Origin of the sequence: Thermogemmatispora sp. (assembly GCF_042408735.1) — a bacterium.
Taxonomy (GTDB): domain Bacteria; phylum Chloroflexota; class Ktedonobacteria; order Ktedonobacterales; family Ktedonobacteraceae; genus Thermogemmatispora.
Genome location: NZ_JBHOQV010000178.1, coordinates 1 through 21,790, shown reverse-complemented (window position 1 = coordinate 21,790; position 21,790 = coordinate 1). Strand labels below are relative to the sequence as shown.

19 protein-coding genes are annotated in these 21,790 nt (G+C 60.6%); 17 read left to right on the top strand and 2 right to left on the bottom strand.

Annotation, left to right across the window (positions count from 1 at the left end):
- Positions 1–65: 65 nt before the first annotated feature.
- The 7 genes from ACFMO7_RS19145 to ACFMO7_RS19115 all read left to right on the top strand — a co-directional run bounded on the left by ACFMO7_RS19145 (position 66) and on the right by ACFMO7_RS19115 (position 6,121).
- Positions 66–476 (top strand): hypothetical protein, encoded by a 411-nt coding sequence (locus ACFMO7_RS19145; RefSeq protein WP_376797093.1) that lies wholly within the window; start codon positions 66–68, stop codon positions 474–476.
- Between the two features lie 295 nt (positions 477–771).
- The gene (locus tag ACFMO7_RS19140) at positions 772–984 is read left to right on the top strand and encodes a hypothetical protein (protein WP_376797092.1); all 213 of its coding nucleotides are present in this window, start codon (positions 772–774) and stop codon (positions 982–984) included.
- A 505-nt stretch (positions 985–1,489) separates the two neighbouring features.
- Positions 1,490–2,428, top strand: a complete 939-nt coding sequence (locus tag ACFMO7_RS19135) for an ABC transporter ATP-binding protein (RefSeq protein ID WP_376797091.1) — start codon at positions 1,490–1,492, stop codon at positions 2,426–2,428.
- Between the two features lie 9 nt (positions 2,429–2,437).
- The gene (locus tag ACFMO7_RS19130; protein ID WP_376797090.1) at positions 2,438–3,280 is read left to right on the top strand and encodes an ABC transporter permease; all 843 of its coding nucleotides are present in this window, start codon (positions 2,438–2,440) and stop codon (positions 3,278–3,280) included.
- 160 nt (positions 3,281–3,440) lie between these two features.
- Positions 3,441–4,115, top strand: coding sequence for a GNAT family N-acetyltransferase (locus ACFMO7_RS19125; protein ID WP_376797089.1), 675 nt, complete (start codon positions 3,441–3,443; stop codon positions 4,113–4,115).
- A 268-nt stretch (positions 4,116–4,383) separates the two neighbouring features.
- Complete coding sequence (locus ACFMO7_RS19120; RefSeq protein ID WP_376797088.1) at positions 4,384–4,590, top strand: hypothetical protein; 207 nt, start codon at positions 4,384–4,386, stop codon at positions 4,588–4,590.
- 208 nt (positions 4,591–4,798) lie between these two features.
- A complete protein-coding gene (locus tag ACFMO7_RS19115) occupies positions 4,799–6,121 on the top strand; it encodes an MFS transporter (RefSeq protein WP_376797087.1) in 1,323 nt (440 codons plus the stop codon).
- An 18-nt stretch (positions 6,122–6,139) separates the two neighbouring features.
- Here ACFMO7_RS19115 and ACFMO7_RS19110 read toward each other — a convergent pair whose 3' ends face one another.
- Positions 6,140–6,613, bottom strand: coding sequence for a PaaI family thioesterase (locus ACFMO7_RS19110; protein ID WP_376797086.1), 474 nt, complete (start codon positions 6,611–6,613; stop codon positions 6,140–6,142).
- 96 nt (positions 6,614–6,709) lie between these two features.
- Positions 6,710–7,216, bottom strand: a complete 507-nt coding sequence (gene smpB, locus ACFMO7_RS19105) for an SsrA-binding protein SmpB (protein WP_376797085.1) — start codon at positions 7,214–7,216, stop codon at positions 6,710–6,712.
- 215 nt (positions 7,217–7,431) lie between these two features.
- Here smpB and ACFMO7_RS19100 point away from each other — a divergent pair, with 215 nt between their 5' ends.
- The 10 genes from ACFMO7_RS19100 (at position 7,432) to ACFMO7_RS19055 (ending at position 21,560) form a co-directional block, all read left to right on the top strand.
- Positions 7,432–9,879: an MMPL family transporter gene (locus ACFMO7_RS19100; RefSeq protein ID WP_376797084.1), complete on the top strand. Its 2,448-nt coding sequence runs from the start codon at positions 7,432–7,434 to the stop codon at positions 9,877–9,879.
- Positions 9,876–11,012, top strand: coding sequence for a lipocalin family protein (locus ACFMO7_RS19095; protein ID WP_376797083.1), 1,137 nt, complete (start codon positions 9,876–9,878; stop codon positions 11,010–11,012). Before ACFMO7_RS19100 ends, ACFMO7_RS19095 begins: the two co-directional genes overlap by 4 nt.
- Positions 11,013–11,377: 365 nt before the next feature.
- Complete coding sequence (locus ACFMO7_RS19090; RefSeq protein ID WP_376797082.1) at positions 11,378–14,014, top strand: GAF domain-containing protein; 2,637 nt, start codon at positions 11,378–11,380, stop codon at positions 14,012–14,014.
- Entirely contained in the window at positions 14,014–14,796 is a 783-nt protein-coding gene (locus ACFMO7_RS19085; protein ID WP_376797081.1) for a response regulator transcription factor, read from the top strand. The genes ACFMO7_RS19090 and ACFMO7_RS19085 overlap by 1 nt, the downstream gene beginning before the upstream one ends.
- A gap of 139 nt (positions 14,797–14,935) precedes the next feature.
- Positions 14,936–15,787, top strand: coding sequence for a response regulator (locus tag ACFMO7_RS19080; protein WP_376797080.1), 852 nt, complete (start codon positions 14,936–14,938; stop codon positions 15,785–15,787).
- Positions 15,788–15,810: 23 nt separating this feature from the next.
- On the top strand, positions 15,811–17,214 hold the full coding sequence (locus ACFMO7_RS19075; protein WP_376797079.1) for a DUF4388 domain-containing protein: 1,404 nt from the start codon (positions 15,811–15,813) through the stop codon (positions 17,212–17,214).
- Positions 17,215–17,216: 2 nt separating this feature from the next.
- The gene (locus tag ACFMO7_RS19070) at positions 17,217–17,651 is read left to right on the top strand and encodes a PleD family two-component system response regulator (protein WP_376797078.1); all 435 of its coding nucleotides are present in this window, start codon (positions 17,217–17,219) and stop codon (positions 17,649–17,651) included.
- Between the two features lie 600 nt (positions 17,652–18,251).
- Positions 18,252–18,617 (top strand): response regulator transcription factor, encoded by a 366-nt coding sequence (locus ACFMO7_RS19065; RefSeq protein WP_376797077.1) that lies wholly within the window; start codon positions 18,252–18,254, stop codon positions 18,615–18,617.
- Between the two features lie 61 nt (positions 18,618–18,678).
- Positions 18,679–19,311: a chemotaxis protein CheW gene (locus tag ACFMO7_RS19060; protein WP_376797076.1), complete on the top strand. Its 633-nt coding sequence runs from the start codon at positions 18,679–18,681 to the stop codon at positions 19,309–19,311.
- 56 nt (positions 19,312–19,367) lie between these two features.
- A complete protein-coding gene (locus ACFMO7_RS19055; protein WP_376797075.1) occupies positions 19,368–21,560 on the top strand; it encodes a methyl-accepting chemotaxis protein in 2,193 nt (730 codons plus the stop codon).
- Positions 21,561–21,790 lie beyond the last annotated feature (230 nt).

Sequence of the window (21,790 nt, the reverse complement as noted above, 5' to 3'; positions counted from 1 at the left end):
CCTGGAGCTTTGCCAGACCAGGGTGGCATGTGCCCTTTTTAAGCTGATCCTTATGGAGTGATGCGATGATCGATCGTGTTGTGCAGGAACAGGATCGGGAGATGCTGGCCAGCATCCGCGAGCACCCTCTGGAGATTCCCGATGCCTATCCGGTGAAGCTGCAGGTGCTCGACCTGGCTCGCCACGTGGTGGTTGCCCCAGATGGAAAGCGCTACGTGCTGGCGACCTTCGACGATCGCCGCCTGGGCCGCGGCTTTGTCACCGCTGTCTATCCTCAGCAGAACGGTTATCTCACCCTCTATCGGTTGGTGGTCTACGAGCGCAGTAGCGCTACCCCGCAAGAGGCTCTTGAGTGGCATAAAGAGCTTGCAAAAATCATCCAGCAAGGGCAGTTAACACAGTTTGTGAAAGAGGCTAAGGCCGCGACAGCAACCGGGACGATGGCCGGGGCAGTGGTCGGACAGAAAGGCCGCTAGGCCCTCTCGCGGCCGACCCGACCCGGCCTTCGCGCCCACTTACCACCGTCTGACCTGGCCCTACTCTGCCGCACACGCTCTCTGTTGACCTGTATCGATCTTCCCTTGACAGAGCCATTTTTTCACTCTATACTTGCTGTAGACCCTTTTTAAGAAGCAGTCATTCTCTCGAAGTCTTGTGGCCCCGCGCCCTGGCTCGGGGCCTTCACCATCTTCATGTTAAGAAACAGTATGTAGATGCACCACGCAGGCGTACCGCGCTGAGCGCAAGCCCAAGGGAAAGGAGGAGAAGCCGATGGTCAACCATCTCGTAGCTCTGATCGGCCTGCCTCGCTGGCTGAAGACGAGGGGCAGGATCGTTGGCCCTTTTGCTTTCCCTGCCTTTGCCAACGGCTTCGCCTGCCTCTCTTCCTTGCTGCTCGCTGCTCTGCTCATGGATAACCCAGGGATCAGTGGGCCCACCGGAGGGGTCTCTCCGCCTGTTCTGCGCCTGATGCCTGATGTGTGAGTAACGCGTCAGAGGCATGAGAGCAGCCTCTCAACCGTGGGCACTGAGACCGCAAGCGTCAGTCCCACGGTTTTTTATTGCCCTCTACCACCGTGGATAGCAGGACCGGCTGGGCGACTGATCCCCGGGATCCCAGAGACGTCGGAGCGGTGAGACTGAGAAGCCTCGGAAAAGTTGGGCCGGGTAAGCTTCCACCGCTCGGAAATGTTCCTAATCCCTTTCTTATGCAAATATATATTCATATTTTCCTCTGGCCCTCTTTGGCGATCTCTCCGCCCGGGAGTCTATCGTTGGGTCTGGTCTGAGCAGAGGCTCTCTCATCTAGAGCTGACCGGGCTGTCCCATTGGGCAGATGAGGAGCCGGTCGGGAGGACGTGGTGATGGACCCTGGCAGGCGCTATTGTTCTGACTGCAGGCCCGCGCTCTCAGGAGCAAAGAGGGCAAGCTCCACGAAGATCGTGGAAAGCGCGAATGCTGGCAAACAAGGCAAAAGGAGGCTTACTGCATGGCAGTACAACACCCGCTACCTGCGATACCTTTACCGACATTTGTCGACGAGCAGGTGCAGGATGCTGTGATTGTAGAAGAGGTAACAAAGATCTTCAGGAAGTCGCGTCCGTGGCTGCCCTGGCGCAAAGGAGAAGAGCGCACAGTGCGGGCGGTGGATCGGGTGAGCTTGCGCGTCAGGCGCCGCGAAATTATAGGGATCCTCGGTTCGAACGGCTCCGGCAAGTCGACGCTGATTCGCATTCTCTCCACTCTCCTCATTCCAGATAGTGGACGAGTGACCATCTTTGGGTACGATGTAGTGCGAGATGAGGCCGTTGTGCGCCGCCTGATCAACCGCGTGAGCGTCGAGGCTTCTTTCTTCAAGAAGCTCTCCCCGATGGAGAACCTGATCTATGCGGCGCGTCTCTACAACCTGCCGGGGCGCCTGGCCCGCGAGCGGATTGTGACCATTCTGGAACGCCTGGGCATCGGTGCCGAGCGCATCAAGCAGCCGCTGGAAGACATGTCGCGGGGTATGCAGCAGAAGGTCGCTATTGCGCGTGCCTTCCTCACAGCCCCTGTGCTGCTGCTCTTAGATGAGCCGACGACCGGTCTTGACCCTCGCTCCAAGCTTGATGTCCAGACCTTTATCCGCGAGCTGCGCGAGGCTCACGATGCTACGATCCTCCTGACAACACATGATCTGGAGGAGGCTGAGGCTCTCTGCGATCGTGTGGCTATTATCGATCAGGGGCGTATTGTGGCTCTCGGCTCCATCGAAGAGCTGAAGCAGGAAGTGATGCAGCAATCAGGCTTGCCTGCTCCTGCCAGCATGCATCAAGTTTTTATGCACTATACTGCCTCGCATCGCATCACGGAAGAGGATATTCGCCGCTACGGCAGTTGGGAAAAAGCCTTCGAGGCTTTCGAAGCTATGCGTGAAGAGGAGGATTGAAGAAAGCTCATGTTCTTCTCCGCTTTAGTTCATCGTGGGCGTGCAACTTACGCTTTCTTCGAGCGCAACTGGAACCTGACCAAGCGCTACTGGGCCTGGGAAATTGTCTGGCTGCTCTACAACATTGTCAACGCCCTCAGTGTGACCTTCATTGGGGCCGCGGCGGAGCAGATCACCGGGGCCAGGGTCAAGTTCGACACTAACTCTCTGCTGCTGGTCCTTGTGATCGGTACCTCGGTCTGGTCCTATCTGAGCGTAACCTTTGATGGCGTCACCGACATTATCAATATGGAGCGCTGGGAGGGAACCATTGAATATACCTTTATGGCCCCAATCTCGCGCTTTACCCATATGGTCGGGAGCTGCCTCTACGCTGTTGCGCATGGGTTGCTCTTCACTCTGATTCAACTGTTGGTCATTGCTGCCTTCTTTCATATCGACTTGAGCAATGCTAACTACCTGACAGCACTTTTTCTGTTGCTATTAGGCAGCATCTCCTTTATCGGCTTTGGCATTGGGGCTGCCATTCTGCCTCTGCTGTATACAGAAAAGGGCATGCAGATGTCATTCATTGTCAAAGCTGTACTGCTGCTGGTATCGGGGGTCTACTATCCTATCTCGGTGCTGCCGGGCTGGATGCAGCCGCTGGCGCGTATTTCGCCAGCTACCTATGTCCTGGAGGGGCTGCGCGAAGCGATGATGCATGGCCGGCCTCTCTGGTCCCCTGAGATCTGGAACTGTACCTGGCCCCTGATTCTGACGGGTCTGATCAGTGTGCCGGCCAGTGTCTACGCTTTTGGCCTGGCGGAACGCTATGCTAAGCGGGCGGGGAAGCTGAAGAGAAATGGCTAAGGCCCAGGTCCTGGTGACCTTGGTAGCTGCTGACCTGCTCGTCCGTTCTCCTCGCTAGCTGTCTGGCTGCCGAACGGATGAGCAGGCTGGCCAGGGAACTGAGGGAACTGGGGCTGGGCCGCTGCAAGCAAGGCTTCCCTCCTCTAGAGGAGGAAAACGGATGGCTGTTTTCTTGCGCGATCTCTCGGCGCGTGCTCCGATGGCTGCAGACCTGGCGGCTGTCAAAGAGCTGTTCGCCATCTGTGCACAGGTCGAAGGGGAGCAGGAGGGTCATCAAGAAGGGGAAGATATCGCCGCCTCCTGGCAACGAGAGGATTTCCAGCTGAGCAGTGACGCCTGGTTGATTCTCTCGCGCCAGGGGCTGGTAGTGGGTTATGGCGCCGTTTGGCCCGTGGCCAACGGTGCGGCTGAGCCGTTCGAAAAGACCACGTGGGCTTTCTGTGTGCGCGTTCATCCTGCCTACCGGGGAAGGGGCATCGGCACGCTCTTGCTGCGCCTGGCGGAGCAGCGGGCCCGCAGCGCCCTGGAAGAGCGCGGCGCCGAAGTCGGCGACAGCACTCTGCTCATAACAACAGTGGCCTATGGCAATCGATCCGCTCGAGCTTTGCTGGAGCGTGAGGGATATCGCTTAGAAAGAAGCTTTTGGCATATTGTTGTTGAGGGCCAGGCCCCTCAAGCTGCCTGGTCTGAGAGAGGGCGCCTGACGCTAGAGCTAGAGGAGGAAGAAGGACCCTCGGTCCCCGGCCAGCGAAGTCCGGTGCGGCTCTTGGTCCCTGCTGGAAGCAGCGTCGTACGCCACTACTGCCGCTATGAAAAGCCGCTTCTGCCTAGATAGCCTGATCTTGTGAGGCTGCCGAAGGATGGGCGTCGCCTGTCACCGGCAGGGGGTGGCTTTAGCAAGCGGGCTGGCCTCTTCGTGTTCCGGCTCTCTGGTCTCAGCCCAGCCTGAGGCGGGACCAGGCCCAGGAGGCTGGCCCGGCTGTTTTCTTGAAGAACCTGGCGGGGGAGGCGCAAGGCGTTACTTTCTTTCTGCCTCTCCCGTCCTGATGATAGAGAGCTGTTCGGGGGAACAACTTCATCAGCGAGAGAGAGGATTGTCATTGATGCCACTGCTGGCTATTTTCCTGAGCAGTGCTTCGGATTATCAGGGATTGCGTCTGTTGTTGCTTGTACTCCTCATTGTGGCAGTTGTCCTGTTGATCGTTGGAGGGGTCATCGCGGTCTTAACCTTGCGCAGTTATCGCAAGGCCAGAGCAGTAGGGGACTATGGCCTCTCGGGTGAAGGCAATGGCCAGGCTGGGCCTTTCTAAGCGTGGCCTCGGTTGGGCCTCGATTGGAAGCGGCGGGGTCTGGCTGTCTGGTTGCTGACCTGCCGGCCTGCCGGATCCTAACGGGCTACAGGTCCGATGAGGTGGTGAGCGCCTGAGGGCAGGCAGGTAGGGGACAGAGGAGAGGCCGGCCTTCAGCCGGCAATGTGGAGCGAGAGGCTACCGGGCTGGCTGGAAATCAGGGGGCAGTATGGTGCGGCGATCGGCTCTCCCACTGATTGTGGGAACCTTTCTCTTGCGTATCAATACGGGGGCGGGTGGCATCGTTTTAGGGCTGTTCCTGGCTCGCCTGGCTATCCATGCAGGATATCGCATTACGGCTATCCAGGTGGGCCTGTTGGCCGTCGTGTACTATGCGACCGAGCTTACGCTGGCTCCCCTGATGGGGGCCTTGAGTGATCGCTGGGGAAGGCGCCTCTTTATGGTGCTCGGCCCTCTGTTGGGAGTGCTGGTGATGCTCCTGGTGCCGCTGACACCGGCGGCCTCGCCTCTGCCTTTCCTGCTGACCTTGCAAGTCCTGTCGGGCCTGGCCACCGCCATGATCACCCCTGCCGTCCTGGGCTATCTGGCCGATTTGACCAGGCAAAACGAACAGGGGCGCATGCGCGTCATGGGCTTCTATGAGCTGGCGACCAGCGGAGGGATCGCTGCGGGGGTGGTCGTTGGAGGCTTCGCCTGGGACCGCTTTGGGCGCGGAGCCTTTGCTCTCCTGGCCCTCTTCTACGCCCTGGTAACGTTCTGCATGTTCCTGGCTCCACGAGTCGCCCAGGTGACCGAGCGCGGTGGCCCGGCGCTGCTGTTGAGGCGCTATCTGACGATCCTGCACAAGCCACGCCTCTTTATCTTCATTCCTGCGTGGGTCTGTATCAGTGCCTTGTTGGGTATCTGGGTCAGCTCGCAGCTCCCTTTCCTGCTCTCCCGTCCCGGACGCATGGGGGATCAGCTCTTGATGGGGATCATGAGCGGACCTGGGGGTGGTGGTCGATTGAGCCTTGTTTTAGGGGGCTATGTTCTCTTCTTCGGCCTCTCGCTGCTCTTCTGGGCCTGCTTTCTCGCTCATCTGCCTCGCCTGGTGATGATGCTCACGTCTGTGGCCGGCCTCTATGTGGGCGTGATGGCTCTCTGGGGCATGAACCACCGTCTCGGTGGCGATCTGGCCCCAGGGATCTGGATCCCTGTGCTGCTCCTGGGGATCTTCGCGGAGAGTAGCTTTGCTCCTTCGGCCCTCGCCTACCTGGCCGATCTCACCGAAGAGAGCGCTATGGATCGCGGCCTGCTTATGGGCCTCTACTCTGTTTTTCTGGGCCTGGGCCAATTGCTCGGCAACGGCCTGGCCGGTCTCTTCGCTCACCGTCTTGGCTTTGATGGCCTGATCTGCCTGACGGCCATTCTCGGCCTGGTCGCCTTGCTCTCCCTCCTGTCCCTCCTCCGTCTTGAACGGCACTACGCGGCTAAAGCCAAAGCGGCCAGCGAGACCTCGGTCCGCGAGCGCTCCCGTATTCCCTCGTTCTAGCGAGCGAGAACGGGCAGGCTAGCCCGCCCGCTCGCCGCTTGGGCTGCTCTCCTCGCGCGGAAAGATATAGAAGGTGCTCAAGACGCGGGCTACGGCCCGCTCTTCCGCTCCCTGCTCGCTCAGATGGTAGACGGTGGCCTCCAGAACCGCCGTGGTCCGGCCCTGGTGGATGATGGCGGCCTCTGCCAGCAATTGGCCGCTGCGCACAGCCCGCAGATAGTTAATCTTGGCCTCGATTGTGCCAGTGCGCGTGCCTGGCGGGTAGGTAGCCAGCAGCGCCATAGCCATAGCCGTGTCGGCCAGCGAAAAAATCACACCGCCATGCACCAGTCCCTGGGGATGCATCAGTCGCTCATCGACCGTCAGGCGTACCCGCCCGCGTCCCTGCTCTGCTGCCTCGACGCGCATACCCAGAAGCTGGCCGAAGCCTGGGCGCTGATTTACCTGCTCAACGAAGTGAAAGATCTGCTCCTTTTGATTTTCTTGCTCCATCACAGGCGTGTCCTTTACTGAGAAATTGAGCTGCTTGATCTCCCGGCTTGATGCCTCGTGCGTCCGGGGTGAGACGAGGTGTGCCAGACCTCGACCTCAGCGGCGGCGCAGGGCGCGCTCTATCTCGCGGCGGGCGTCGCGCTCGGCGATGGCCTCCCGCTTATCGTAAAGCTTGCGCCCGCGGCAAAGACCAAGCTCGATCTTGGCGATGCCACCTTTGAGGTAGAGCTTCAAGGGGATCAGGGTCATTCCTTTCTGGCTGACCTTCCCGATCAGCTGGTTGATCTCGCGGCGGTGCAGCAGCAGCTTGCGAGGGCGGAGCGGCTCGTGGTTATAGACGTTTCCGTGCTCATAGGGAGCGATATGCATATTTTCCAGCCAAAGCTCGCCGTTCCTGCTGATAGCGTAGGCGCCGCGCAGATTGACCTTCCCAGCGCGAATCGACTTGATCTCGGTTCCCGCCAGAGCGAGGCCGGCTTCCAGGGTACGTTCCACCTCGTAGTCGTGGTAGGCCTGGCGATTGACGCTGATCACCTGAATGGGCTTACCATCGCTCTGAGCGGGCTTCTTAGTTGCTGCCTGCTTTGCCAACTGCTTCGTCATAGGACCTCCTCCGAATGCCGACTCCCCTTGACACACAGACAAAAGCTGTCTACTAGTATAACAGCAACGTCCGTGAGGAACACCTTCGCAGCGACTCCCGCGTGGAGAGGAACGCGGAGTGTGGGGGCGAGCGGCTCCCCTGGCTCTGGCAGGCCCGTCGGGGCTGCCAGGCCGGCCAGTCAGCCAGCGCCGCCCCCAGGTGAGGAAGAGTATACATGCACAAACCGAGAAGGTCAATTTTTTATGCGCTAGGCCAGCTAACCGTTCGGGCGCGCTGGCTGATCCTTCTGCTCTGGCTGCTGCTGGTCCTCGGTGCCGTGCCTTTTGCGCCGCGGGCCAGTCAGGTGCTGCAGTCGGGGGGATTGCTCAGCCCTGATGCTGAGTCTCAGCGGGCTCTTGATCTGCTCACCGACAAACTCCATCTCAACCCGACGGTGGTCCAGGTCATTTTTATCAGTCAGCGCTATCGAGTGGACAGTCCGCAGTTCGTCCAACAGATGCAGCAAGCGCTTGCCCGGGTGCGGAGCTGGTCCGAGGTGGCGAACGTTGTCACCTATTTGGACAACCCGCGCCAGATCTCGCTCGACCGTCATGGAGCCTACGCTAATGTCATGCTGAAGAGCGATCCGGACAGCGCGCCGCGCCTGCTGCCAGAGTTAGAGCGCAGGCTGCGCCCACAGCCGGACCTGGAGATTCACGTTGGGGGAAGTCCCGTCTTCTATGAAGATATTCAGTTCGTCAGCGAACGTGACCTGCGTCGAGCGGAGCTGCTGGCTTTTCCTTTTGCCCTGATCGCCCTGCTGCTGGTCTTTCGCTCCGTGATTGCCGCCATCCTGCCCACCATCATCGGTGGAGGGGCGGTCGTCGTAGCGCTGGCCATTATCTTTGGCCTCGGGCATCTCACTCCTCTCTCGATCTTTGTCCTGAACATCACCACCCTCTTCGGCTTGGGCCTGGGAGTGGACTATTCCCTCTTCATGGTCAGCCGCTTCCGTGAGGAGCTGGCACGCGGCAGAACGCCGGGCGAAGCGGTGGCCATTACCGTAGCCACCGCCGGGCGGGCTGTGACCTTCTCTGGTTTCACGGTCTCCATCGGTCTTTTCGGGCTGACCTTCTTCCGCATCAACATGCTGCGCTCGGTCGGTCTGGGTGGCATGCTCGTCGTTATGCTGTGCGTTGTGGCGGCGCTGACCCTCTTGCCCGCCATGCTCGCCATTCTGGGTGCTCGCATCAATGCTCTGCCGGTGCGTCTCTCCTGGCTATGGCGCTGGTGGCGTCCTCGGAGAGCAGCCCGGGCCGGCGAAGAGGCCGAAGAGGTAGCCGTTGCAGGAGCGCGCAGCGCCCTCATTCAACCGCACCAGGGCTTTTGGTATCGACTATCTCACCTGGTCATGCGCTATCCTCTGCGCTTCTTCTTCCCGGTCCTGCTGCTGCTCGTCGCCCTGGGCCTGCCTTTCCTGGCCGTGCGCTTCTCGGCGCCGGGGGCCTCCATTCTGCCCCAGGATGTCCCTTCGCGCGCCTCATATGACCTGCTGGTCTCCCGCTTCAACGCGCGCGAGACGACACCCATCCTGCTGGCTGTGCAGATGCAGGGCGACGTCCTGACGCCCAACAACATTGCCCTGCTTTATCGCTACGTCCAGCGCCTGGAGGCTGATCCGCGCGTGGCGCGCGTGGACAGCATTGTCAGCGCCGACCCCCGTCTGACCTTATCGGAATATGAGCTGCTCTACACCCACCCGCAGCTCATTGCCGACCCATATTTGTCCGGCCTGCTCAAGTCCTCGGTGGCGGGCGACCTGGCGATGGTCACCGTCATCAGCAAGTACGACATGCTCTCGGAGCAATCGGAGGAGCTTGTCGTCACCATCCGCAATACTCCGCCAGGGCCAGGTATGCGAGTACTTGTCGCCGGAGGGAGTGCCAGCAACATCGACTATGTCGAAGCCCTCTATAGTGACTTCCCGAAAGCGGCACTCATTGTGGCGGCGATTACCTATGTGGTCTTGCTGCTGCTCTTCCGCTCAGTCTTGCTGCCGCTCAAGGCCATTCTCATGAACACCCTCTCGATTCTGGCCAGCTATGGAGCGCTTGTCGTCATCTTCCAGGAGGGCTTCTTACACCAGATACTGGGCTTCACGCCTCTGGGCTTCGTTGAAGCCTCCAGCCCGATTCTCCTCTTCTGCTCGCTCTTCGGTCTCTCGATGGACTACGAGGTCTTTCTGCTCTCGCGAGTGCAAGAAGCCTACTGGGAGAGCGGCGACAATACCCAGGCCGTGGCCCTGGGCCTGCAGCGCAGCGGGGGGATTATCACCAGCGCCGCAGCCATCGTAGTGGTTGTCAGTGCCTGCTTTGCGACGGCCGATATGATCCTTGTGAAGGCCCTTGGCCTGGGTATGGCCCTGGCAGTTGTCAGCGATGCCACCCTCGTGAGGGGTTTGCTGGTCCCGGCGACCATGCGGCTGCTGGGCAACCTCAACTGGTGGTTGCCCTTCGTTGGAGTTCAGCGCCGGTCCACCCTCTTGAGCGAAGAGGATGCCGATCACCGTCAGGCAGCGCCTGGCGAGACTGGTAAGATTGGCATGGAAGAGGAAAGGGCCGTGACAGACGACGGAGGCGATCGACGCGCTCACCCCCGTTCCCAACAAGGAGGAAGCCTATGATAAGGATCTGGCATCGAGCGGGCCGGCGTCCTGGCCTGTTCCCCTCTCTCCTGCTGGCCCTGGTGCTGGGACTGAGCGGCCTGAGCGCCTGTGCCTTTCCGGGCATTCCCGCCACATCGGCACAGCTGCCCGTGGTACCGGCTACAGCGCAGGCGACGCCTTTGCCCCCTATTCACCTGCCCCAGGACGAGGCGCCGCACGAGGACCTCACCGAGTGGTGGTATTACACAGGCCACCTTCAGGCCCGGGCCAGCGATGGGCGCCTCCTACGCTACGGCTTCGAGCTGGTCTTTTTTCAGGTCCGTAGAAGCGACCTTCCGCCAGTCTACGCAGCCCACTTTGCCATTAGCGACCTCGCACGCGGCCAATTTCACTTTGCCCAGCAGCGCGTGCTGCAGCTTGAGCCCGCCTCGTCGGCAGCCAGCAGCGGAGGGGGATTTCAACTCCAGGTTGGCCCCTGGCGAATGCAGGGGCACAACGGAAAGGATCAACTGGTGGCGCTCATGCCAGATTATGCGCTGCAGCTGCAGTTGCAGGCCCTCAAGCCGGTCGTCCTGCATAATGGGGACGGGCTGATCACCTATGGCCTGGCAGGCTTCTCCTACTATTATTCGCGCACACGCCTGGCTGTCGGCGGTCTGCTGCTTGATCATGGCCAACAGCTAGCTGTCAGCGGTTTGGCCTGGATGGATCACCAGTGGGGTAATTTCCTCACCCTGGCTGGAAGCGGCTGGGACTGGTTCAGCCTGCAGCTCAACGATAACAGCGAGCTTATGCTCTATCTCATCCGCGATGCCAGCGGAAAGGTCATCTCGACTTACGCCGGCTTCATCGATCCTGCCGGTCAGAATCAGCTCTTGCCAGCCAGCGCCCTGCGCATACAAGTTCTGGGGAGCTGGCTGAGTCCGGTAACCCATGCCCGCTACCCTTCAGGCTGGCGAATCACGATCAGCGATCCGCACCTTGCCGCTCAACTCACCCTTCAGCCCGAGCTGAAAGATCAGGAGTTGGTCACCTACCAATCGACCGGCAACGCCTATTGGGAAGGGGCCGTGAGCATTCAGGGCCAGCGTGCCGGTCGGCCTGTTAGCGGCGAGGGCTACGTTGAACTGACCGGCTATGCCGCTGCGTAATTCTCCAACAGAAGAAGAGCTGGCGAGCCTCCCTCGTGCTCTCTCGCCGGGTTAAAGCCCGCTCTTGTCGCCTGCTGAAGAATCGAGTAGACTTCTGCGAAGGGAGCGGGCCAGGCCCAGAGGAGGCATCCAGTAAACCCCTCGCCTGGCTTGTGGACGGCCCTGATAGTACCTTCGGGCCAGGGGGAGCTGCAGCTCAGACTCGTCAGAAACAGAGCAAGGCGATGAATGCGGATGAATTTGCCGACTACTCGGATCGTCCTTTTGTGTTATACTGCTGATGATTGTGTAGAAAAAAAACTCCAGGCTGATTGTTCGCGAGGTGGTAGCCCGGTTCATTGTTGGGGGGAACGATGAAGGCAGGGATGCGCGTCTCCACGCTAGATGAGTCTGCAATCGTCGAGCGTGTGTTTCGCATCATTTCAAGCGTACGCGGCTCGAAACCAGACTATACCAGGCTCGCGGCAGAGCTGGCGCCGACCATTCCATTTGACATTTTTGGTGTAGTGCTTCTGCGGCATGACCGGCAGGCCGTACGGGTCACTGTCTGCTGGCGGGAGGAAGGCGGTGGCTGGCAGGCGCGCTACCATCAGCACCCGCTCTCCGAATCGCGGGCGGAGCAGGTGCTGAGGCGCCCCCTTATGCTCGTTGAGAACTATCCGCAGGGAGCGGATGGGCCGCCAGCGAAGGTAGGGGATGCCCTTAGTGGCCATCCGCAGTTGCACTCGGCGGCCATCGTCCCCCTGGCGGTCGAAGATCGCGTTCTAGGGACCCTCGAGCTGGGCAGCTGCGAGCTGGGAACCTATGATGATCCCTCCTTGCGCCGCCTTCTGGAAGCGGTAGGGCGCGTATTGGCGGCTGCCATCGAGGGAGTCCAGGTTGGAGGAAGTGCCCAGATCCAGGATCGGCAGCGGGAGGCCCTCAAGGCCGTCTCCAATGCCCTGGCCTCCACTATGGATCTGGCCACCATCTTTCAGCGCATCGTCAGCGGCGTGGCCGAAGCGCTGCGCGTCTGGTCGGCCATCGTGACCCTTGACCGCCAGGGCCAGGGAGGCTTGCGCCTGGAAGCGCAGGCCGGGCTGGAGGCCCGCACCCTCGCGCGTATTATCGAGAGTGAGCAGGCCCTCAGCGAGCAGTGCATTATTGGCTTCAGCCTGCGTCATCGCCAGCCCCAGGTTTCCAATGACATAGGCAGCGACCCGCGCTTCCCGGCCAGCCAGCCTCTCTACAGCCAGCTCAAGATCCGCTCCATCTTTGTCCATCCACTTGTCACCGGCTCCACGGTCTACGGAGCCTTGTTGCTCTGCTCTGAAGAGCCGGGCGGTTTCACACCCCTCAAAGTAGACATTCTCTCGCTCTTCGCCAGCCAGGCCACAATCGCCATTCACAACGGCATGCTGCTCGAAGCTGTGCAGCGGCAGCAGCGCTTTCGGGAGATAATCGCACGCCTGGAAGCGGCGACCCAGCAACGGACCGTGGAGGAAGAGGAGCACCTACTCGAGCGGCTGCGCCGCGAATTCGAGCGAACCTTTGGCATCAGCTTTCTCAGCTTTCTGCGCTTCATCGCCGACTACCTGCAGACCTGTTCTGAACAGGACCTGCGGGCCGTTGTGCAGGCGGTGCGCCAGCGCAGCCAGGGAGGGGCCTGGTCCTACCAGCCTCAAGGTCTGCTGGTTCCCTCTCAGGTCCCCCTTGACGGGCACGAAAAGGTCGGCGCCTCTTCGCCGGACCGCAGCGCCGCCCTGCTGACACGCAGCGCTGAAGAAGCCCTTGAACGCGCCAGCATTCTAAGCGAGCTGAGCCGTCTGGTGCAACTGCATGAGCGCCTGCCAGGTCATCTTACCGATGCCTGGTTCGCCGTTGATCTCAGCGGGCACTGCATCTACATGAATCCTGCTGCCGAGAGCCTGTGCGGCGTCCGACTGCAGGCCGAAGACAAGCGACGACTGGCAGAGATTTTCTCAACCCTGCTGGCCCTCGCTCGCAATCGTGAGCAGCTCGAGCACTACCTCAGCCAGTTTACCCAGGAGCAGGCCCGGCCCTGGGAACTGCGCTGTGCCTTTGCCAGCGAACCCCCGCACGAAGGAGCGACCGGCAAAGGGAGAGAAGACCACGAGAGTGGGCGGCCTGAGCGGCGCGACCGCGGCGGCCAGGACCAGGCGAGCCTTGACCGCTACTATCTCTTTACGCGTCATCCCGTCAGAGACCAGCAAGGCCAGCTCAGGGCCTACGCGCTCCAGGCCCATGACATCACCGAGCAAGTGCGCGACGAAAAGAACAAACTGGCCCTGCTCTCCTCGGTCTCGCACGACCTGCGCACCCCTCTCACATCCATCAAAGCGGCTATCACCGGGCTTCTGGAGCCAGGCATTGTCTGGGACGAAGAGACACGGCGCGAAATCTTGCGCGAAGTCGATGCCGAGACCGATCACCTGACGGTGCTCATCAACGCTCTGATCGAAATGTCGCGCATTGAGATGGGGGCCCTCACCCTTGAAAAAGAGTGGTGCGACATGGGTGAACTGCTCAACAGCGCCTTATTGCGCCTGGAGCGCAGCCTGGGCAAGCACAACATTCATCCTCGTCTGCAGCCCCCCCTGCCGCTGCTCGTCCACGCCGACTACGCCCAGATGGAGCGAGTCTTTTATAATCTGCTAGAGAACGCTCTGCGTCATAACGGGCCGAACGAGGAAATCACCGTCGAGCTGGAGATCGTTGACGGAATACTGCGCGGTCGCATCCCTGATCGTGGCTATCAGCTACCGGAGGAACCTGAGCGTATCTTCAAAACCTTTTACAGCGTTGACCCCCAGGGGAATGGCCTCAGTCTGGCCATCTGCCGAGGCATCATCGAGGCGCATGGAGGGCGGATCTGGATAGAGCCGGCTTCCGAAGGCGGAGCCATCTTCGTCTTCACCCTGCCGGTCTGCTCCAGTGGTCCCGGTCCCGGTTCGGCCCACAGCCTGCCTTCGCCCGCTGCACGGTTGTCGGAGGAACAGTAATGAGATCCCGAGGCAAGCGCATCTTAATTGTCGACGACGAACTCTCGATTCAGCGAATTCTGCGCAGAAACCTGCTCATGAGCGGCTATGAAGTGCTGGTGGCGGACAACGGAGAGGAGGCGCTCAGAGCTGTACGCCAGCACGAGCCTGACCTCATCCTCCTTGATCTTTGCCTGCCGGGAGACATCGACGGACTGGAGGTCTGCGAGCAAGTCCGTCGCCAGAGCCAGGTGCCTATCATCGTCCTCTCAGCAAGAACCGAAGAGAAGCAGAAAGTCCGCGCCTTAGACCTGGGAGCCGATGACTACCTCACCAAGCCCTTTAGCAATGCCGAACTGCTGGCACGCGTGCGGGCCTGCCTGCGCCGTGCCGCCAACGCCGGAGGCGGGCGGCAGCCGGAGGAGCAAGAACAGGTGCTGTGCAGTAGCGATGGCTACTTAATGATGGATGTCGAACGCCGTTATGTGCGGGCAGGCGATCGCGAGGTGCGCCTCACACCAACGGAATTCGAACTGCTGCGCCAGCTCATGCTGCATGCCGGCAAGGTGCTGACTCATCGGACCCTGCTGCGAGCGGTCTGGGGACCCGAGTACGGCGAAGAGGCGGACTATCTGCGCGTCTACGTCCGGCAACTCCGGCGCAAGGTCGAACAGGAACCCTCTCGTCCGCGCTACATCCTCACCGAGCCTGGCGTTGGCTACGTCTTCCAGGCAGAAGGACGGCGCGATCAGCAACCGACGGCCTCCTCCCCGGCGGGCAAAGCGGCCCCAACACAGGAATAATTAATAAGATTTTAATGCTGGCAAGGCCATTCTTTATGGCGAATTGAGCCGGCTTGCTGTACACTGTTATTCGGAAGAATGGGAGTTCTTTACTATATTACCGGTATTTCTTGACAGGGGCAAAGCGAGCAGGCATGCTATGGCTAGAGCGATGCTGCGGCCAAGGCCGCTCAGAGTCCTCATTGTGGGGCAGCAGGAGAGCCTGAACACCATCCTGGAGAGGCATCTGCGCCAGCGCGGCTATGAAGTCAAGATTCTGCTGCCTGGAGAAGAGAGGGACCCGCAGGGATGGGTGGGGGACGTCCTGTTATATGATATGGATGGAGGAGGGGAGGAGGCCGAACCAGGGGAGGAAGAGAAGCCGCTGCGATCTCCAAAAAGCTGGCCGGAAGCTCGCTTTACTGTTCTCATGGGAAGCAGGTCCGTCTCGCGCGATCGGCTAGAGGAGCTAGGCGTTGTAGCCTTTCTGCTCAAGCCTTTTGATGTTGGGCGGCTGTTACGCTACCTCAGCACCTTGCAGCGGCTCGTTCAAGCCACAGAAGAACAGAGCGAATACGGCATCAGCGCCGAGCAGCGAGCTGGGAATCAACGAGCGCGGGTGCTCATTGTCGATGACGACATTGACATGGCCCAGACGCTTCAGCAGACCCTCAAAGCTGTTGCTGACTACGAGCTAGCGGTGGCCCATGATGGGCTGGAGGCTTTAGAGCGCTGTGTCGAGTGGCGACCGCATTGCGTGGTAGCCGATCTGATCATGCCCTGGATGAACGGCTACCAGATGATGCGCTGTCTGAGACGCAGTGCCCTGCCGAGTCCGCCGGCCTTTGTCCTGATGAGCGCCCTGACGCCACGGCAGCTAGCGCGCAGACCCTATTTACGCGAAGAGAAATCGGTGGTCTACGTCGAGAAGCCCTTCTTTGTCGAGCACCTGCAAGCAGCGATTGAGCAGGCGCTGCAGAAACTGGCACCGGCAAGGCGACCACTTGCATAGAGAAGAAAAGGAAGAAAAGAAGAATGGAACAGCAAGATCGTATTATGGATGGTGACCTGCAGACGCTGGGTCTGCAGTCCATTCTCAAGATGCTTGCCCTGAGCGGTAAGACAGGCACGCTGTTTGTCCATTCCGGCCCCGAGACGCTTTCGATCGCCCTGCGGAAAGGCCAGATCGTGGCCTTGCGCGAGGAGGGCGCTCCCCAGCTCGATCTGCTCACCATGCTCTGCCTGCTCAATCGCCTTGATCCACGCAGGGCCCAAATGATTCGCGAGCTGGCGCGTGGGGATATGCAAGTGGCGCTGGCGCTGCTGGTTGAGCGGGGCTGGATGAGCGCCGAGGAGATGCAGCGCCGGCTGGAGTTTGCCGTCACCCAATCCATCAGCCATGCCCTGCGCTGGGCCGAAGGACGTTTTTCCTTCCATCGGCGCCTGCTGGCGATCGAGAGTCGGATGCAGCCGCTCGACATCGACTCGGTCCTGTTGGAGGCCCTCCGCCAGGCCGATGAGTGGGAGGAGATGAGCGAGCTGCACCTGACCCGCACCAGCGTTGCGCGCTGGCTGCCGGAGGTCAAGAACAGTAACGACCTGCGTAGCCTGGGTCTCAGCCAGGAATACATCGAGGTCCTTTCCCTCTGCAATGGGGAGATCCCCCTGCAGGCCATCTCGCTGGCCCTGATGATGCCGGAGGCGCGGGTGGCCCGCCTGATGGCCCGGCTGCTGGAGCTGGGACTGATCGAATTGGTAGACACCGAGCTGGAAAAAGCCCTGCAGCATGACCTGCACGACCTCTTGATCCGCTGCCAGCACACCCTCTGGCAGCAGCGCAAGAATGTCAGCCCCGAGCAGCACCTGCTGAACCTCGTCAGAGTGCTGGTTGAATGTATCAATGGCCTGTTAGTCCATCACGGACGCTTTGCCAGGAGCCTGCGCGGCAGGGGGCACGTGCCCACGGGCGAGATCATTCGCTATCTTGAGCGCACCTTCTCGCAGCCCCTTCAGCTCCTGTCCAAGCAATATTACCCGATTCTGGAGACAGCTAGCTTTGTGGATGGGCAGCTTGACTGTGGTGATATCCTGACCCTGGACAAGCTTGTCAAAGGTGAACAGTTGGAAGAATTCTATTGGGAGGCGGTCGTGGGGTTGTCGGCATTCTTGCGAATGGTTTTTACCGCCGTCTTGCAAGATGAGGTCGGCAATTCGCACGCGAGACAGCAGCTCAACGTTGCCTGGAAGGCCTTTCTGACCGAGATCGATGCCGAGATTCAGGAGTATCAGAAGGTCAGAGCCTATCGCAACGTCCAGCGAGCCAGGGGGCGTGAGTTTCAGCCGCAACCGCCACGGCGAGGGGAGGAGGGACAATGGCAAGGGTTCCCGGAGAGCGGTAGCGCCTACGGGTGGCCTGAGACGCGAAGGAGGTCGATCTAAGCATGTCAGCGGTACCAACGGTACTGGTTGTAGATGATAGCCCTACCGTGCGCAAGATTGTGCAGATGACGCTGCAGCGTGAGAATATCCGCGTGATCGCTGCTGGCGATGGCCTGAGCGCCCTCGCCTCGGTAGCGGACGAAATGCCGGCGCTGATCCTCCTGGATGTGCAGCTGCCCCGCATGGACGGGTACCAAATTTGCCAGATCATACGAAAAAACTTGCAGTTTAGACAGATACCTATTATTATGCTCAGTGGGAAAGATGGATTGTTCGACAAGATGCGCGGTCGCCTAGCCGGCTCTACCGAGTACATTACAAAGCCCTTCGACTCTGCCGAGCTGGTCCAGACGGTCAAGAAACATCTGGCCAACTGGCAGGAGCGCGCCCTACCGCGCTATGAGGGTATGCGCCCACGGCTGCGTCGCCGCGGTTAGCGGTTGGAAGAGCGGGTAGATTGTTCGCTTGCTTCCTTCGGGGTCTACGCTGGTTGGAAGGGAGGCTGGACCGTCTTCAGCGCCTGCGTGGGTAGGCAGTGGCGATCTCTGGGAGGGGAAGGTAAAGCGGTCCGCCCTGCTTGCAGATTGGGCCAGAGCAGGGTGGCAGGCGCTCGGTGCCGGTCGACGTCTCGGCCAGGTCGCGGCGAATCAAGGTCAGTCTGGCTGCTCAGCCAGGGAGGCAGAGGGGAGAGGTTGTTGAGAGAGGGCGGAAGGAAGGTGCCAGAGGCAAGACGCGACGAGACCAGGCCCGAGAGGAGCGGCCAGCCCCAGCGCTGGCTCGCCGGCCAGCGAGCTGATCAGGCCCGCAGCACGCACGTTCTTGCTCCGTCCAGCACTTCTTCGCGTTGCCACAGGAAGAGTCCGCCGCGACCCGCAACGGGGCCAGGCGGGCAGGCAGAGCTGCAAGGGCAGAGTAGTAAAGAGACCTCCGGGACGGCTGAGGTGGCTTATTTCCCCGCATCGTAGTCGACTGGCCTTTCTTTCCTAAAAGGCTGATGTTTTGACTCTGGAGAAGTTACAACAAGAGGTATAGGGGAAATGCCAGGGCAGAAGGTGCTCGTTGTAGACGACAGCTGGACTGAACTCACGATGATCGCTACCCCGCTGCGCAACAGCGGCTTCGAGGTGGTAACAGCGGTCGACGGTGACGAGGCTGTGGAGAAGGTCTTTAGGGAGCGTCCGCAGTGCATCGTCCTGGATGTGGTCCTGCCTAAGCAGAGCGGGTTTCAGCTATGCCGCAAGCTCAAGTCGTCGGAGCTGAGTCGGCATATCCCGATCATCTTGCTCACCAGCAAGAATACACCCCTCGATCGCTCCTGGGGCCTGCGGCAGGGAGCAGATCTGTACATGACCAAGCCCTTTAACGAGGAAGAACTGGTGGCCAATGTGCGCCGGCTCCTGTAGCCTAGCCAGCCTTAGCCAGCGACCCTAGACAGGCGAGGTGAGGTGAGGGGGGCAGCCCGATGTGCGACCAGAAGTTGGGAGTAATCCTGTGGCAAGCGATGACCTGAACATGTTGCAACGCGCTCTCCTGGCGCAGCAGCGGGGAGCGCATCCTCCGGCATGGGGGGCCTCGGCGTTGCAGCCTGAGCAATTGCGGGCCAATGCAGCAACTGCTCCCGGTGTACCCACAGAGGTACCCGGTGAGCAGTACCTTGCTTTTACTCTGCTCGATCTCGAGTTCGCTTTCAAGGCGGAGTATATTCAGAGCGTGGAGCGCCTGCTCGACGTGACCCCGGTCCCGAACGTTGCTCCCTGGGTCCGAGGTGTAATCAATCTCCGCGGCTCCATCGCTTCCGTGGTGGACTTGCGCACCTTCCTGGATAGGGAGCCGCTACCCTATAATCCACGCACTCGCCTGCTATCGGTGCAATATAATGAGATGGTGATTTGTCTGGTGGTGGATAGCGTCAGCGAGATGCTCCCCATTCCTGACAACGTTATCGCCAGTGTGAGCACACGCCAGACCAATATTCCACTGTGGGTTGCTCCCTATGCCGCCGGAACGGCAGTGCTCGGTAAACGTGTTATCGTCTTGCTCGATGCCGCACGTTTGCTGTTCTCGGAAAAGATGCAGCATTACGAAGCTCTGGATTAGGATAGGACGGACAGTGCAGCCATTGTTCTGTATTTCATATAGAGGAGGTCTGGCGGATGAACCCGGATCGTAATCGAGGCGGGATGACGGTAAGCGGCCTGATGAATTTGGGATTGGCCGTCTCCGCTATTATCCCCGCCTTCCTGCTCATCCTGGTGGGCATTTATGCCCGGCTGAGCATGCCCACCGCCGATACTTCGGTCCTGATCGTCGTGGTCATCATCTGCGCTATCGTTGCTCTTTTGGCGGTGGTCATCACCAACTACCTGGTCAATAGCCGTATCAAGGACCGCTTCCTGGCCCTGGCCGATGTCTGCCACGATTTCGCAGGGGGCGATCGCCGGGTGCGTGCCCAGGTGGATGGCGATGACGAGTTTGCTCGCCTGGTCGCTTCCGTGAATACGGTCCTCGATCAGCAGAGCGCCCAGGCCAACAATGCCTCTGGCCTGGGTTCGGGAAGCGATGCCGCCGCCCTGCAGGCCCAGATCGAAAAGCTCCTCCAGGAGGTGAGCGCTGTCGGCGATGGTGATCTGCGCGTTCAGGCCGAAGTGACCCCCGATACGCTCGGCGTGCTCGCTGACTCCTTTAACTATATGATCGAGGAGCTGGCCAAGGTGGTCGGACGCGTGCAGAGCACGGCCATGCAGGTGACCAACGCCACTCGCCGTATTCTGGACCGCGCCGCCGAGCTGGCCCAGGCCTCCGAGATGCAGGTGCAGCAGATCTCGCAGACTACCGAGGCGGTTGAGGCTCTGGCCATCTTTATCCAGAATGTGGCCCGCAACGCTCAGCTCAGCCATGAGGCGGCTCAGGAGGCTCTGCGCAATGCCCAGAGTGGTCAGGAGGCCGTACGTCAGACTATCGAGGGCATGATGCTGATCCGCGAGAACGTCCAGGAGACGGCCAAGAAGATTAAGCGCCTGGGCGAGCGCTCGAACGAGATCGGCGAAATTGTACGTATCATTGAGGATATCGCTGATCAGACAAACCTGCTCGCACTCAACGCCGCTATTCAGTCGGCAATGGCCGGCGAGCATGGCCGCGGCTTCGCTGTGGTGGCCGATGAGATTCGCCTCCTGGCTGAGCGCTCGACGGAGTCCACCAAGCGGATCGCAACCCTGGTCAAGAGCATCCAGGGCGATACCTATGAGGCGGTGGTGGCGATGGAGGATAGCACTCAGGAAGTGGTCAAAGGGTCTCAGCTGGCCGATGAGGCCGGCCGCGCCCTGAACTCGATCTATAGCGCCGTCGAACGCCAGGCCCAGATGATCGAGAGCATTGCCCGCGCGGCCAACGAGCAGACCAGCGTCTCCGAGGCGGTGGCTGTGGCCATGAGCCAGATCTCGGAGATCACTCGCCAGACGAACGCTGGTACGCAGGAGGCCGCTGCCAGCGTGAGCTATCTGGCCGAGCTGGCCGATCAGCTCCGCGCTTCGGTCTCGACTTTCCGCCTGCCCGATCACGTGCTGGAGTCCATCAATAGTACTATGGCCGCTGGCCCAGGAGCGATGCCCGGCCTGCCTGCCGGCAGCGATCAGTTTTATCCTTCCTCCAGCGGCGATGGCTGGATGCCGGCCCAGCAGCAAAGCTATGGCGGCAATTTCCCTCCGCTGCCTGAGCCGGAGAGCGCTGGCCTGGTGGCTATGTCCTCACCTCTGGCCCAAGGTCAGCATCAAGGAGGTCAGTTCCAGGCTCCGTTCGGCTTCCCCGCCTCCCAGCAGGAGTTCGCCGCTTCCCCCGGCTTCTCCGATATGGGCTCCTTCGGCACTCCTGGTCAGCAGGATTTCGGGGCCGCTTTCGGCTCAGGTCCCGCTCCCTCCTTTAATAACGCTCAGGACTTCGGGGCTTCTGCTTTCTCTAACTCCCAGCCATTCGAGGCCCAGCGCCCCTTCGGCCCCTTCGACTCCTTTGGTGGAAGCCAGGGCTTCGCGGGCCAGCAGGGGCAGAGCCAGACGGCTTTCTCTCAGCAGCCTTTCGGCAATCCTCCCGCGTCGGGAGCGGGCTTTGGTGGCTCTGGCCAGGGAGCTGGACCCTACTCGGGAGGTGGTCAGTTTGGGGCGCTGCCTCAGCAGTCCTTCGGGTCTCCTCCTCTCTCCAGTCAGGGGCAGGGAGGGCAGCCGCGCCAGCCCTGGACGCCACCAGGGGCTACTCCTCAGCAGTCGCCGCACCAGCAGCCGGGTCAGTCGCCGTTCCCAAAACCTGAACAGACGCCTTTCCCACGAGGGAATAACGGGCAGTTCGGCCAGTAAAGCCTTTGCACGAGCGAACGGACGGACAAACGAATACAGAAGGGAGGGGCGCCCAGGGCTTCGACCAGGGGGCGAGGTCGAGCCAGCGCCCCCCGCCGCGTTTCTGCGTTTCGCGCCTCGGCATCCCGCGAAACCGAGTTCGATCGACTAGAATAAGTGGGTGCGTGCAGCATGTCAAATACATTTGATAAACTGTCAGTGCTCGATTCGTTTATCGAAGAGGTGAAGAG